The following is a 12,046-nucleotide window of genomic DNA, read 5'->3' on the forward strand; positions in this document are numbered from 1 at the left end:
ATTCGCCGGCCGGCCACACATCCGCCCAACCGCCCGTTAATCCTGTGGCGCTAAGGGTCGATTTCAGTCCGGCATTTCATGATATGGACCCGCCGACCGGGGGCTGGTCGATGGAGGTTTCTGCATGCGGATGACCCGCAGGCAATTGCTGATCGGCGCCGGAACCACCGCCGCCGCCGGCGTCGGACTGTCGAGCTACGCTTTCGCGATCGAGCCCGGCTTCCGGCTGGTCGTTGCAAAACACACCGTGCGCAGCCCTGCCTGGCCGGCGCGGCACCCGCCGATCCGCATCGCGATCCTCTCCGACCTGCACGCCTGCGAGCCGTGGATGTCGGTGAACCGCATCGAGCAGATCGTGGCGCGCACCATGAAACACGAACCCGATGCGATCGTCATACTCGGCGATTTCGCGGCGGGTCTGCGCAATTTTCGCACCCGTGCAATCGAGCCGGAGGAATGGGCGATCCCTCTGTCGCGCCTGCGCGCGCCGCTCGGCGTGCATGCGGTGCTCGGGAATCACGACTGGTGGACCGATGTCGATGCCGTGCGCTTCGGCCTGTCGCGCGCCGGCATTCCGCTGTTCGAAAACGACGCGATCCGTCTGAAGAACCGCCGGCGCGAATTCTGGTTCGCCGGAATCGGCGACCAGATCGCCCATCGCACCGACAGCGGATTCCGTGGCGTCGACGACCTGCCCGGCACGCTCGATCTGGTCCATGACGACGCGCCGGTGATCCTGCTTGCCCACGAGCCGGACATCTTCGTCAACGTTCCCGACCGGGTGGCGCTGACGCTTGCAGGGCACACCCACGGCGGCCAGATCCGCCTGCCGGGGATCGGCAGCCCCGTGGTGCCGTCGGCCTACGGCCAGCGCTTCGCCTACGGCCATATCGTCGAGGACGACCGGCACATGGTCGTCTCCGGCGGGCTGGGGTGCTCGATCCTGCCGGTGCGTTTCGGCGTGCCGCCGGAGATCACCCTGGTGACGCTGCGCTCGGCCGCCGAAGCCTGACATTACTTTTTCGGATGATCCCTGTCCGAATGGCGGAGACCGGCGCCGTTCGGAACCTGTGGCTTGCGCCTTAGCCTTCGGGCGGGGCTTTGTCCCGGACTGCGCGTCAATCCGTCGCGCCCGCAACGCCGCGATTTATCGGGCGTTAACCTTTTGAGCGCTGCAATTGACGAATGGATTGTGGTTTCGGCGTCATCTGCGTCGCGACTCCGTTGTCGAACTGTCGTGAACGCGCAACAGATGTCGCAAACTCGGCCTTTCAGTCCGAATATCGGATTGCGATCGCCGTAGATACGCCACAGTCTCTCACGATATGCCGCGCTCATGGAGACAGCGGTGCATAGAGAGTGATCATGATGCCCAGGAATTCGTCAGAAGACCCGGTCGAAGGACAATCGAAACCGCTCGCGGAAGCGAACTGGTGCGGTATCGGCATCAACGCGGTCGCTGCCGCGCAGATGTGCAAGCCCCACGATCACGACCGTCGCGAACGGGAAACGGAGCCTTGCTGCTTCCCGTTCGTGGAGACCGAGTTCGCGACCGACTGAGGTCGCCGTCGAGTAGGTTCGCGTATCGGGCGCCCCGGTGACGGGACGCCCGCGAAGGCGATGGCCGATCGCGCCGGCGATGATCAGTCCCGGCGATGGCCAGTCCCGGGATGGTCAATCGCGGAAGGCCGCGAACGAGACCGTGCCGCGTCGGCCGCCGGCCAGGCTGGCCGAGACGCGCTCCCCCGAAATCGACACCGTCCCGACGACCGGCGCCGGCATCGCGGCCCGGCCGATGATCCGCGCGCGACCGCCGGCAAGCGTGACGGCCACCAGCGCGGTGCGGCGCGCATCCGGCAGGACGAGATCGGCGACGCCGTCGCCATCGACGTCGCCGACCGCGGCAAGGCCCAGGGTCCGCGAGCCGATAACGTGGTTGGAAAAACCGTCCAGCGCGGCGAGACGGGACAGGCCGCCGGCCCGCAGCCGCCAGACCTCGAGCCGCCCGCCGATATGCGGCGTCCGGACGATGGCGACCTCGAGCCGGCCGTCGCCGGTGAGGTCGGCGATCGCCGCCGGATTGAGCCAGCGCCCCGGCCGGCCGATCGGCGCCGTCTCGGCGATGTGCACGAACGCATCCCCGCGCATCCCGTACACCGCCAGCGCCGAGCCGCGCGCGAGATAGCTGCGCACCGCGATCACTTCGGCACCGCCGTCGCCGTCGAGATCGGCGAGCCGGGGCGTGATGTCCTCGAAGACGGAGTCCCCGGACAGCATGAGGACATGCCGCCGGCCCGCCGCGTCGCGCACCGCAAGGCCGCCGGCCTCGATCGCGTCGCCGAGCACGCCGTGCGCGTAGCGAGCCGTCGGCGCGACATAGTGGGCCTCGACGACGCCCGAACCGCCGGCCCGCGCGGTGCCGCCGTCGGGCAGGCGCGCCTGGGCGTGGGCCGCCTGGGCATAGACTGTTGCGGCGCCCGCCAGGAGCGCCGCCAGAGCCGCGACGGGGGCCAGGCGGCGCGTCATACCGCCCTCCCCAGGATCAAAAGCGCGGCGCCGGCGAAGGCGCAGAGGCCGCCGAGCAGCCGGTCGGTCTGACAGGCCCACGCTCCACCGCGCAGGGAGGCCCACAGCGTGAGAAGCATCGGGGCGGCAAGCGCGAGGAGCAGAAGGAAAAAGGCCCCCGAGCGCCAATCGGACGCAAAGAGCGACGGCCCGAACGCCAGCCCGAGGATGAAGGCGCTCACGGCGATGACGAGCTGGCTCACCAGACCGCCGGGCCGCGCACCGGAATAAACGACCACGCCAACTCCAAGCGCAGCGGCCGGAGCCCCCCACCACGGCAAGGAGATCGCCCGGATCGAGGCCGCTATGGCGACAATGAGCGGCACCGGCAGGGCGAGCGCAAGCCACCGCGACGCCGGCGACTTGCCCGCCAGAGCGCCGAGCGCGACGGCCAGGGCGATGACATCGATCGGCAACAGCAACGGCAGCCCCCCTTTATCGGGCCGCTTCCACGGCTCAGGGTTTTCTGCCGGAAAACCAGCGCCGCACGCCAGTCAAAGCTTCGTGTGACGCGAACGACCGTGCGTCACACGTGCTGGCCGCCGTTGATGTGGATCTCGGCGCCATTCACGTAGGACGAGGTCTCGGTGCACAGGACATAGATGATCTTCGCGACCTCCTCGGGCGTGCCGAGACGGCGCATCGGGATCTGCTCGACGATCTTCTCGGTGCCGGGCGAAAGGATCGACGTATCGATCTCGCCGGGCGCGATCGCGTTGACGCGCACGCCGAGCGGGCCGAAATCGTTCGCCATCTCGCGGGTAAGCGCGGCGAGCGCCGCCTTCGACGTGGCATAGGCGGAGCCGGCGAAGGGGTGGACGCGGCTACCGGCGATGGAGGTCACGTTGAGGACCGCCCCCCGCGCCGCGGTGAGCTCGTCCAAAAGGCCGCGCGCCAGCATGATCGGCGCGAAGAAATTGACGTTGAACACCGTCTTCCAGTCGTCGGCGTCTGTGTCGAGCGTGCCCATGCGGCCGCCGCCGGCCTGCTTCGGCGATATGGCCGCGTTGTTGACGAGCGCATTCAGGCGCGAGCCGTCGGCCTTCAGACGCTCCTTCATCTCGGCGATCGCCGCGACGGTGTTGTGCTGGTCGGCGAGATCCACCTGGATGTGGTCCTCGGGGCCGGCCTCCCAGGGGCAATCCTCGGGGAAGGAATGGCGCGAACAGGTGATCACCCGCCAGCCGGCGGACGAGAAGCGCTTCACCGTTGCGTGGCCGATACCGCGGCTGGCGCCGGTCAGGATCAGTGTCTTGCGCGGTTCGTTGGATAGCGTCATGTCGGTTTCCTCTGGCGCCCTTGGCTACGGATAGAGCCGGTCAACGGACCACGGCCCCTCGGGCGCGGGGCGACGGTAGACGTGCCGATCGTGCAGGCGGAACGCGCCGTCGCGCCAGAATTCGATCTCGACGGGGCGAATGCGGAAGCCGGACCAATAGGCCGGACGCGGGATCTCGCTGACGCCGAACTTCGCGGTATAGCGCGCCACCGCCTTCTCCAGCGCCATCCGGCTTTCCAGCGGTCGCGACTGCTGCGACGCCCAGGCACCGATTCGGCTGCCGCGCGGACGCGAGGTGAAATACGCGTCGGCTTCCTCGTCCGAAACCGTCTCGACCGGGCCGCGAACGCGCACCTGGCGGCGCAGGCTCTTCCAGTGAAACCCCATCGCCGCCTTGCCGGCCGACAGGATCTCGCGCCCCTTGGCACTTTCGAAATTGGTGAAGAACACGAACCCGGCCTCGTCGTAACCGCGCATCAGCACCATGCGCACGTTGGGCAGGCCGTCTTCGTCGACGGTCGCCAGCGCCACGGCGGTCGGATCGTTGGGTTCGCTCTTTTCGGCCTCCGCCAGCCATTCGCCGAAGCGCTTGAACGGCTCGCCGACATCGGCAGCGTTACCGGAATTTAACCCTTCCACGGTCGAATCCATAACCAAGATCGCACTCCCGCCGGCTCTTGCCGGCTGCAAAATGGCGTTTCGGCATCAATGCCTGGTAAATCGATATATCGGACGAACCCCTGCTTGACGAGATCAAGCGGATCCCGCCGTCTCCGAAACGCGGCCTTCGCACGCATCGCAGCCATTGCGCTGGCCGCAAGCCTGTCCGCGGCGTGCTCGCTTCCCGTGGAGTTGCCCCTGGCATCACTCACTGAGAGCAACGAGCCGCTCGAAATCACCGGATCGGTCCCCACCGAGGTGGTCGACGACGGCGTGGAGGAGCGCGTGGGAACCAGGGCCTGGGCCGCGCTGAAGGCGGCGCTGGTCTCGGCAGCCGAAAACGGCGAGGATGGCGAAGCCTTCGCCTGGAAGAGCCCCGCAGCCGGCGAGGAACTGCAAATGGAGGGCACCGTGACCGCCGTCGATGCCTTCTTCGACGACGACGGCGCCGTCTGCCGCCGACTCGCCATCACCGCGATCGCCTATGCCCGGGAACAGGCCATCGCCGCCAAGGCGTGCCAGCGCGACGGCGGCGGTTGGAACGTGAAGCCGATCGGCGACGGGCGCTGACGGACTGGTCGTCTGGCCCCCGGGCCATTCGCAGGGCTTGCGTTTTCGCTATAAATCCCCACATGGCATGGGAATAAATTCTTCCAATGTCCGAATCCCCGGTAGCGATAGATGGCGCGTGATCCTTACGAGATTCTTGGCGTGTCCCGCTCGGCGAGCGCCGGCGAGATCAAGAAGGCGTATCGCAAGCTCGCCAAGCAATACCATCCCGACACCAATGCCGACGATCCGAAGGCCAAGGAACGCTTTTCCGAGGCAACGGCGGCCTATGACCTCCTGAACGACACGGACAAGCGGGCCCAGTTCGACCGCGGCGAAATCGACGCGGACGGCAATCCGCGCTTCGCCGGTTTCGAGGGTGTCCACCCCGGCGGCGGGGCGCGTCGCGGCCCGGGCGGCTTCAGCTGGAGCTATACGAGCGGCGGGCCCGGCGGTACGGGCGCGGGCGGCATCGATCCCGACGACCTGCTCAGCGAGATCTTCGGCATGGGCGGAGGCGGCCGCGGCGGTTTTGGCCCGGGAATGGGTGGTGCCGGAATGGGGGGCCCCGGAATGGGCGGCGCGGGAACGCGCCAGCGCGCGCGGCGCGGCACCAAGGGCGAGGACGTCACGCTGGCGGTTTCGATCGACCTAGCCGACGCGGCCACAGGCGCGACGCGCCGGGTGCGGCTGCCAAGCGGCAAGGACGTCGACGTCAAGATCCCCGCGGGTATCGAGGATGGCAAGCAGATCCGCCTGCGCGGCCAGGGCCATCCGGGCCAGTTCGGCGGAAAGGACGGAGACGCCCTCGTCACCGTCAAGATCAAGCCGCATCCCCTGTTCAAGGTCGACGGTCACGATCTCAGGCAAGAATTGCCCGTGTCGCTCTACGAGGCGGTGCTGGGCGGGATCGTGCGCGTGCCAACGCTCGGCGGAGCCGTGGAGCTGAAGATCCCGCCGAACTCGTCGGGCGGCCGGACGCTGCGGCTGAAGGGCAAGGGCCTGCCGAAGCCGGGCCATACCGATGGGCACGGCCACGGCGACCTTTACGTGACGTTGCGCATCGTGTTGCCGGAGACGCCCGACCCGGATCTCGAGGCGCTGATGACGGCGTGGCGCGAAGGCAAGCCCTACGACCCGCGCAAGTAGGCGGCGTTTACACGCCCCCGAAGATCCCTACTCCGGAAGTCCATTCCCAGAATGTCCATTCCAGGGATGTCGATCACCCTGCGTGATCGGTGTCGCGCGCGCCCTCGTAGGCGTCGTAGACCCGGTTGGCGATCGCCTGCAGGCGATCGCGATCGGCCGGTCCGTTGACGACCACCGCCACGCCCCTGTCGAGCCAGTAGCACGCGCCGATATCGCCGTTCAGGTCGAAACGGAACGCCGTTTCGTCCGCACGCGCCGCCCGGGTCACGTAGACGGTGTAGCGGTCGCCATTGCCGGCTTCGAACATGAACAGGGCCGCGGGGCCGCGACCGCCCGTCGTCAGCCGGCCTCCCACCAGCGTCAGGCCTTCCGCTTCGAGATCCGGCAAGGCGAGCCGGGTCTCGAGCCGGTTCGACAGCCACTTGACCAGATGCTCGCGTTCGTCCGGGCCGACCTCGACGGGATGGCGCTTCTCGACGGTGTAGACGCGGTAGGCCGTCTCGGCCTGGGCGGCGATCGTCGGCGCCTCGGGGCGTAGGCCAGGCGCGTATGTACCGATGCCGATGCCCGCGCCCAGGCCGATGGCGAAGGTCGCGATCGACGCGGCAATCGCCATGCGCCAACGCGGGCGGCCCGCGGCCGGAACCGGGCCGGTGTCGGCCGCATCCGGCGAAAGGGCGTCGACGTCCGCTTCCCTCTCCCGGGCGACGGCGTCGGGGGCGCGCGCCTCTCGAGCGCCCTCCTCCGGTCTGCCTTCTGCCGGGCTGCCCTTTTCCGGGGCGAATACCGCGCGGATCAGCGCATTCTGACGGAGCCAGGCGGCAACGGCAGCGGCCTCCTCGGGATGGCCCGCCAGCCAGGCCTCGACACGCGCGACGTCCTCGGGCGCCAAGGCGCCGTCGACATAGGCGTGCAGCATGTCCTCCGAGACGGTCTTCTCGTCCGTCACTTCACTCTCCTCAATTGCGGCCGGGGCCCGCCCTCGAGCGCCACCCTGAGCGCCGCGCGGGCGCGCGACAGCCGCGACATCACCGTACCGATCGGAACATCCTGCACCTGCGCCACCTCGCGGTAGCTCAGACCTTCGAGCGCAACGAGCAGCAGGACCTCGCGCTGCTCCGCCGGCAGCGCGGCGACACCGCGCTCGATGGCGCGCCGGGCCAGCGCATCGCCCGCCGGCGTGCCGAACCGGCGCTCGTCGAACTCGTCGGTCCCCGGCCTCGCCGCCAGCGCCCTGCGCCGGTTGCGGTCTAGGTTGGTCAGAATGGTGAACAACCAGGCCCGCAGGGAACCGCCGCGCCACAGGTGTTCGCGCGAAAACGCCCGCGCCAGCGTGTCCTGAACAAGATCATCGGCGAGGTCGCGGTCGCGGGTGAGCGCCAGCGCATAGCGCCTGAGCGACGGCGCCTGCGCCGCCACGTCCGCCTTGAATGCGTCGCTCGACACGCCCGCTCCCGCTCCTTTCGCCGGGATTCCCGGCCGTCAGCCAGACTTCACGCGAATGTGAACACCGACGACTTGGTGTTTATTCCGCAAAATATTTCACTGCGAACTCTTGAACCGTTTAACTAAGATAGCGCTGCGGGGATGCTTTCGCACGGTAAGCGCGGAGCGTCGCGATCATGGGGTGACCATCGTCTTCGGGGTACGGGACGGATGAACAGGTTGAGGAAACTACTCGCGGTTTCGGCACTGCTGGCCTCGTGGACCGGCTCGGCAGCGGCCTCCGACGTCGTCATCGGGGTGCCCGACTGGTCGTCGGCAACCGTCACCGCCCATATGCTGGGGGCGCTTCTCAAAGACGAGTTCGATCTCGACGTCGACCTCGCGGAGGGCACCAACGAAGCGATCTTCGCGGCCATGGATGCCGGAACCGAGGATGTTCATCCCGAAGTCTGGCTACCCAACCACACCGCCCTCAACGCCGAGTACGTTCTGCGACGCAAGTCCGTGGTCATGAGCCCGAAGGGCGTGCCCGCCCGGCAGGGCATCTGCGTGACGCAGGCGACCCGCGAACGCGGCATCCGGTCTGTCACCGACCTCGCCGACCCGGAGAAAGCAGCCCTGTTCGACACCGACGGCAACGGCAAGGGCGAGATCTGGATCGGGGCGCCGGACTGGTCGTCGACTCGGATCGAGAGAATTCGTGCGCGCAGCTACGGCTACGACCAGACCATGGACCTGCTCGAAGCCGATGAAGAGGTGGCGGTGACCGCGATCGACGCGGCGATGGCCTCCGACAAGCCGCTCGTGTTCTTCTGCTACGAGCCGCATCACACCTTCGAACTGCACGATATCGTGTTTCTGGACGAGCCGGCCTACGACCCGCGCAAGTGGACCGTCGTGACTCCGGAACAGGACCCGGACTGGCTGGAGAAGTCGAGCGCCGCCGTCGCCTGGCCGCCGTCCTTCTTCCACATCAACTATTCCGCCAAGCTGGCGCAGGAGCGGCCCGACGTCGCCGCGTTTCTCGACGCGATCCGGCTCGACGTCGATACGGTGTCGGAGATGACCTACGCCCTGATCGTGGAGCGGCGCGACCCGGACGATTTCGCGGCGGAATGGATCGCGCAGAACGAGGACCGGATTTCCGGCTGGCGTAACGCGGCCAAGCAGTAGGGAGTGGCATATGCAGGGGACGACCAAGGGGACGACCAAGCGGATGGGGCTTCTTTCGCGACTCCTCCGGACGCGCATCTTTGGGGCGCGGGCCGGCCGCTACGCCCTGGCCGGGCTGGTGTTCGCGGCGGGATCGGCGGCCGCGCTCAACGTCAATACGCAGATCTACAATCCCGATACCCGCAAATGGGAAGACTACGATCCGCGCCGGGCGATCCTGTATTTTCAGCGCCATGGCCAGACGCCGGCCGCCTTCCAGCGCAAGATCGTCACCTTCCGCACCGCCGAGAAGCCCGGCACCATCGTCATCGACGGCGACAAGCACTTCCTGTACCTGGTGCTGCCCGACTTCCAGGCCGTGCGCTACGGCATCGGCGTGGGCCGCGAGGGCTTCGGCTGGGCGGGCATCGTCAATGTCGGGCGCAAGGCGGAATGGCCGGTGTGGACGCCGCCGGCGGAGATGGTGGCGCGCGATCCCAAGGCCGCGCAGTACGCCAACGGCATGCCCGGCGGCCCCGACAATCCGTTGGGCCCCAGGGCGCTCTATCTCTACGAGGGGAACCGGGATTCAATCTATCGCATCCACGGCACCACGGAACCCTGGTCGATCGGCCTCAACGTGTCGTCCGGCTGCATCCGCCTCAACAACGACGACATCATCGACCTATACGGGCGCGTCGAGGTCGGCGCGAAGGTCATCGTCCTGATGCAGGGCGCGGCTCTCTACAAGGGCGTCTGAGGCGCCATAACCGGACAGCGCGGGGGGAGAAACCAGCATGAACGAAGCCTATCCCAGGGCCGGGGCGTGGATCGCGCTCGCCGGCGTCGCCTTGTTGAGCCTCGGTTGCTCGCAGGGACAGCAGGTCGCCGCACCGCAGGCGAACAGCGTGCGGGCCGCGGTGGAGACCGCGCCGGCCGACCTGCAGCTTCTGTGCGCGGCGGAAGCGGCGAACGTCTATTCGACGCCGGCGGAGAAGATACTCCCGGTGTCCTCCGCCCGGTCCGGCCAGAGCAGCTACGACGTCGAGCTCGACGTCGCCGGCAAGCGGGCCCGCTGCACCATCGACGAGAGCGGAACGCTGGTCACGGTGGTCGACGCCTGACGTTCCGGCGACCCGGATCGCGACCGTTCGCCACGGGCAAGCCCGGTTTCGGACGTTGCGGCCTTGGCACCCTATATAAAGCTGGTGTAACGCTTGGGGTCCTGGCGTAACCTCAACGGACCCCATTCAACACCGGACCCCTTCGCTGTCATGACGTCTCCGAACACGCCGTTGCTCGACACAGTCCACCTGCCGGAAGACCTGCGCAGGCTCGATGAGTCGCAGCTGACCCAGCTGGCCGACGAACTGCGCAAGGAGATGGTCGACGCGGTTTCGGTAACCGGCGGGCATCTGGGCGCGGGGCTCGGCGTCATCGAGCTGACGGTGGCGCTGCACTACGTGTTCAACACGCCCGACGACCGGCTGGTGTGGGACGTCGGCCACCAGGCCTATCCGCACAAGATCCTCACCGGGCGGCGCGACCGCATCCGCACGCTGCGGCAGGGCGGCGGCCTGTCCGGCTTCACCAAGCGGGCGGAAAGCGAATACGACCCGTTCGGCACCGCGCATTCGTCGACCTCGATCTCGGCGGGCCTGGGCATGGCGGTGGCGCGCGACCTCGGCGGGCGCGACAACAACGTCATCGCCGTGATCGGCGACGGGGCGATGTCGGCCGGCATGGCCTACGAGGCCATGAACAACGCCGGCGCCATGGACAAGCGCCTGATCGTCATCCTCAACGACAACGACATGTCGATCGCCCCGCCGGTGGGGGCGATGAGCGCCTATCTGGCCCGCTCGATCACCGGCCATACCTACATGACGATCCGGCGGCGCGGCAAAAAGCTGACCTCGCACCTGCCCAAGCAGGTCGACCGGTTCATCACCCGCTGGGTCGAGCACATGCGCGGCTTCGTGACCGGCGGAACCTTGTTCGAGGAACTTGGCTTCTACTATGTCGGTCCGATCGACGGGCACAATTTCGACCATCTGCTGCCGGTCCTGAAGAACGTGCGCGACGCCGAGGAGGGACCGATCCTCGTCCACGTCGTCACCAAGAAGGGCAAGGGCTACGAGCCGGCCGAGAAGTCCGACGACAAGTATCACGGCGTCTCCCGCTTCAACGTCGTCACCGGCGAGCAGGCCAAGGGCGCGGCCAAGGCGCCGAGCTACACCAAGGTCTTCGCCGAAAGCCTGGTCGAGGAGGCGCGCAAGGACGACAAGATATGTGCCATTACCGCGGCGATGCCGTCCGGCACCGGCCTGGACCTTTTCGGCAAGGCGTTCCCGGACCGCACCTTTGACGTCGGCATCGCCGAACAGCACGGCGTCACCTTCGCGGCGGGGCTATCGACGGAAGGCTACAAGCCGTTCGCGGCGATCTACTCGACGTTCCTGCAGCGCGGCTACGACCAGGTCGTCCACGATGTGGCGATCCAGTCGCTGCCGGTCCGCTTCGCCATCGATCGCGCAGGCCTGGTGGGTGCCGACGGGCCGACCCACGCCGGCGCCTTCGATGTCGCCTATCTCGGCTGCCTGCCCGGCTTCGTCATCATGGCGGCGGCCGACGAGGCGGAACTGAAGCACATGGTGGCGACCGCGGTCACAATCGACGACCGCCCCTCGGCCTTGCGTTACCCGCGGGGCGAAGGCGTCGGCGCGGAGATGCCCGCGGCCGGCGTGCCGCTCGAGATCGGCAAGGGCCGGATTTTGCGCGAAGGCGGCAAGGTGGCGATCCTGTCGCTGGGCACGCGCCTTGGCGAGGCGCTGAAGGCGGCAGACGAGCTTGGCTCCTACGGCCTGCCGGCGACCGTGGCCGACGCCCGTTTCGCCAAACCGCTGGATCACGCCCTGATCCGCCAGCTGGCCAACAACCACGAAGTGCTGATTACCGTGGAAGAAGGCTCGATCGGCGGATTCGGCAGTCATGTCCTGCAGTTCCTTGCAGAGGACGGACAGCTCGACCGGGGGCTGAAGGTACGGGCGATGGTGCTGCCCGATACCTTCATCGATCAGGACAGTCCGGCCGCGATGTACGCCAAGGCCGGACTCGATGCGCAGGGCATCGTCGCGAAGGCCCTTGAAGCGCTCGGCCGCGACGCAGCCAGCGAAACGACCCGGCTGGCCTGAGTTCCTCTCCTGTCCCGTTGACGATAGTCCGGCGTTTCGCGACGGCCGGAAA

Annotated in this window: 14 protein-coding genes; 8 read left to right on the plus strand and 6 right to left on the minus strand. The window is 67.8% G+C overall.

Going from position 1 to position 12,046, the window contains the following annotated elements:
* The first annotated feature begins 124 nt into the window (after positions 1-124).
* Entirely contained in the window at positions 125-1,012 is an 888-nt protein-coding gene (locus tag MUB46_RS00005) for a metallophosphoesterase (RefSeq protein WP_425256203.1), read from the plus strand.
* Positions 1,013-1,365: 353 nt separating this feature from the next.
* Positions 1,366-1,560 carry a hypothetical protein gene (locus tag MUB46_RS00010; protein ID WP_261613806.1) on the plus strand — a complete coding sequence of 65 codons (195 nt, stop codon included), beginning with the start codon at positions 1,366-1,368 and terminating at the stop codon, positions 1,558-1,560.
* 114 nt (positions 1,561-1,674) lie between these two features.
* Here MUB46_RS00010 and MUB46_RS00015 read toward each other — a convergent pair whose 3' ends face one another.
* The 4 genes from MUB46_RS00015 to pdxH all read right to left on the minus strand — a co-directional run bounded on the left by MUB46_RS00015 (position 1,675) and on the right by pdxH (position 4,495).
* Positions 1,675-2,526, minus strand: coding sequence for an FG-GAP repeat domain-containing protein (locus tag MUB46_RS00015; protein WP_261613807.1), 852 nt, complete (start codon positions 2,524-2,526; stop codon positions 1,675-1,677).
* On the minus strand, positions 2,523-2,987 hold the full coding sequence (locus MUB46_RS00020; protein WP_261613808.1) for a hypothetical protein: 465 nt from the start codon (positions 2,985-2,987) through the stop codon (positions 2,523-2,525). The genes MUB46_RS00015 and MUB46_RS00020 overlap by 4 nt, the downstream gene beginning before the upstream one ends.
* Positions 2,988-3,091: 104 nt before the next feature.
* Positions 3,092-3,844 carry an SDR family NAD(P)-dependent oxidoreductase gene (locus MUB46_RS00025; protein ID WP_261613809.1) on the minus strand — a complete coding sequence of 251 codons (753 nt, stop codon included), beginning with the start codon at positions 3,842-3,844 and terminating at the stop codon, positions 3,092-3,094.
* A gap of 24 nt (positions 3,845-3,868) precedes the next feature.
* Positions 3,869-4,495: a pyridoxamine 5'-phosphate oxidase gene (gene pdxH / locus MUB46_RS00030; protein ID WP_261614420.1), complete on the minus strand. Its 627-nt coding sequence runs from the start codon at positions 4,493-4,495 to the stop codon at positions 3,869-3,871.
* A 195-nt stretch (positions 4,496-4,690) separates the two neighbouring features.
* Between pdxH and MUB46_RS00035 the strand changes: the two genes are divergently transcribed.
* Positions 4,691-5,074 (plus strand): RT0821/Lpp0805 family surface protein, encoded by a 384-nt coding sequence (locus tag MUB46_RS00035; RefSeq protein ID WP_261613810.1) that lies wholly within the window; start codon positions 4,691-4,693, stop codon positions 5,072-5,074.
* Positions 5,075-5,185: 111 nt separating this feature from the next.
* The gene (locus tag MUB46_RS00040; protein WP_261613811.1) at positions 5,186-6,202 is read left to right on the plus strand and encodes a J domain-containing protein; all 1,017 of its coding nucleotides are present in this window, start codon (positions 5,186-5,188) and stop codon (positions 6,200-6,202) included.
* A 73-nt stretch (positions 6,203-6,275) separates the two neighbouring features.
* On the opposite strand, the gene MUB46_RS00045 is transcribed toward MUB46_RS00040, so the two are convergent.
* Together MUB46_RS00045 and MUB46_RS00050 are read right to left on the minus strand one after the other, a co-directional pair.
* Positions 6,276-7,151, minus strand: a complete 876-nt coding sequence (locus tag MUB46_RS00045; protein ID WP_261613812.1) for an anti-sigma factor family protein — start codon at positions 7,149-7,151, stop codon at positions 6,276-6,278.
* Positions 7,148-7,648: a sigma-70 family RNA polymerase sigma factor gene (locus tag MUB46_RS00050; RefSeq protein ID WP_261613813.1), complete on the minus strand. Its 501-nt coding sequence runs from the start codon at positions 7,646-7,648 to the stop codon at positions 7,148-7,150. Before MUB46_RS00050 ends, MUB46_RS00045 begins: the two co-directional genes overlap by 4 nt.
* A gap of 210 nt (positions 7,649-7,858) precedes the next feature.
* Between MUB46_RS00050 and MUB46_RS00055 the strand changes: the two genes are divergently transcribed.
* The 4 genes from MUB46_RS00055 to dxs all read left to right on the plus strand — a co-directional run bounded on the left by MUB46_RS00055 (position 7,859) and on the right by dxs (position 11,994).
* Positions 7,859-8,821: an ABC transporter substrate-binding protein gene (locus MUB46_RS00055; protein WP_261613814.1), complete on the plus strand. Its 963-nt coding sequence runs from the start codon at positions 7,859-7,861 to the stop codon at positions 8,819-8,821.
* Positions 8,822-8,864: 43 nt separating this feature from the next.
* Positions 8,865-9,560, plus strand: coding sequence for a L,D-transpeptidase (locus MUB46_RS00060; protein WP_425256210.1), 696 nt, complete (start codon positions 8,865-8,867; stop codon positions 9,558-9,560).
* Between the two features lie 37 nt (positions 9,561-9,597).
* Positions 9,598-9,924: a hypothetical protein gene (locus tag MUB46_RS00065; RefSeq protein ID WP_261613816.1), complete on the plus strand. Its 327-nt coding sequence runs from the start codon at positions 9,598-9,600 to the stop codon at positions 9,922-9,924.
* Between the two features lie 150 nt (positions 9,925-10,074).
* A complete protein-coding gene (dxs, locus tag MUB46_RS00070; RefSeq protein WP_261613817.1) occupies positions 10,075-11,994 on the plus strand; it encodes a 1-deoxy-D-xylulose-5-phosphate synthase in 1,920 nt (639 codons plus the stop codon).
* The last annotated feature ends 52 nt before the right edge of the window (positions 11,995-12,046 follow it).

It is taken from the genome of Microbaculum marinisediminis, from assembly GCF_025397915.1.
GTDB lineage: Bacteria > Pseudomonadota > Alphaproteobacteria > Rhizobiales > Tepidamorphaceae > Microbaculum > Microbaculum marinisediminis.

Excerpts from the sequence above, each read along its gene's own strand:
- MUB46_RS00005 (WP_425256203.1), top strand. The coding sequence starts at position 125 with ATGCGGATGACCCGCAGGCAATTGCTGATCGGCGCCGGAACCACCGCC.
- MUB46_RS00055 (WP_261613814.1), top strand. The coding sequence starts at position 7,859 with ATGAACAGGTTGAGGAAACTACTCGCGGTTTCGGCACTGCTGGCCTCG.
- MUB46_RS00025 (WP_261613809.1), bottom strand. The coding sequence starts at position 3,844 with ATGACGCTATCCAACGAACCGCGCAAGACACTGATCCTGACCGGCGCC.
- MUB46_RS00060 (WP_425256210.1), top strand. The coding sequence starts at position 8,865 with ATGGGGCTTCTTTCGCGACTCCTCCGGACGCGCATCTTTGGGGCGCGG.
- MUB46_RS00010 (WP_261613806.1), top strand. The coding sequence starts at position 1,366 with ATGATGCCCAGGAATTCGTCAGAAGACCCGGTCGAAGGACAATCGAAA.
- MUB46_RS00040 (WP_261613811.1), top strand. The coding sequence starts at position 5,186 with ATGGCGCGTGATCCTTACGAGATTCTTGGCGTGTCCCGCTCGGCGAGC.
- MUB46_RS00015 (WP_261613807.1), bottom strand. The coding sequence starts at position 2,526 with ATGACGCGCCGCCTGGCCCCCGTCGCGGCTCTGGCGGCGCTCCTGGCG.
- dxs (WP_261613817.1), top strand. The coding sequence starts at position 10,075 with ATGACGTCTCCGAACACGCCGTTGCTCGACACAGTCCACCTGCCGGAA.
- MUB46_RS00065 (WP_261613816.1), top strand. The coding sequence starts at position 9,598 with ATGAACGAAGCCTATCCCAGGGCCGGGGCGTGGATCGCGCTCGCCGGC.
- pdxH (WP_261614420.1), bottom strand. The coding sequence starts at position 4,495 with ATGGATTCGACCGTGGAAGGGTTAAATTCCGGTAACGCTGCCGATGTC.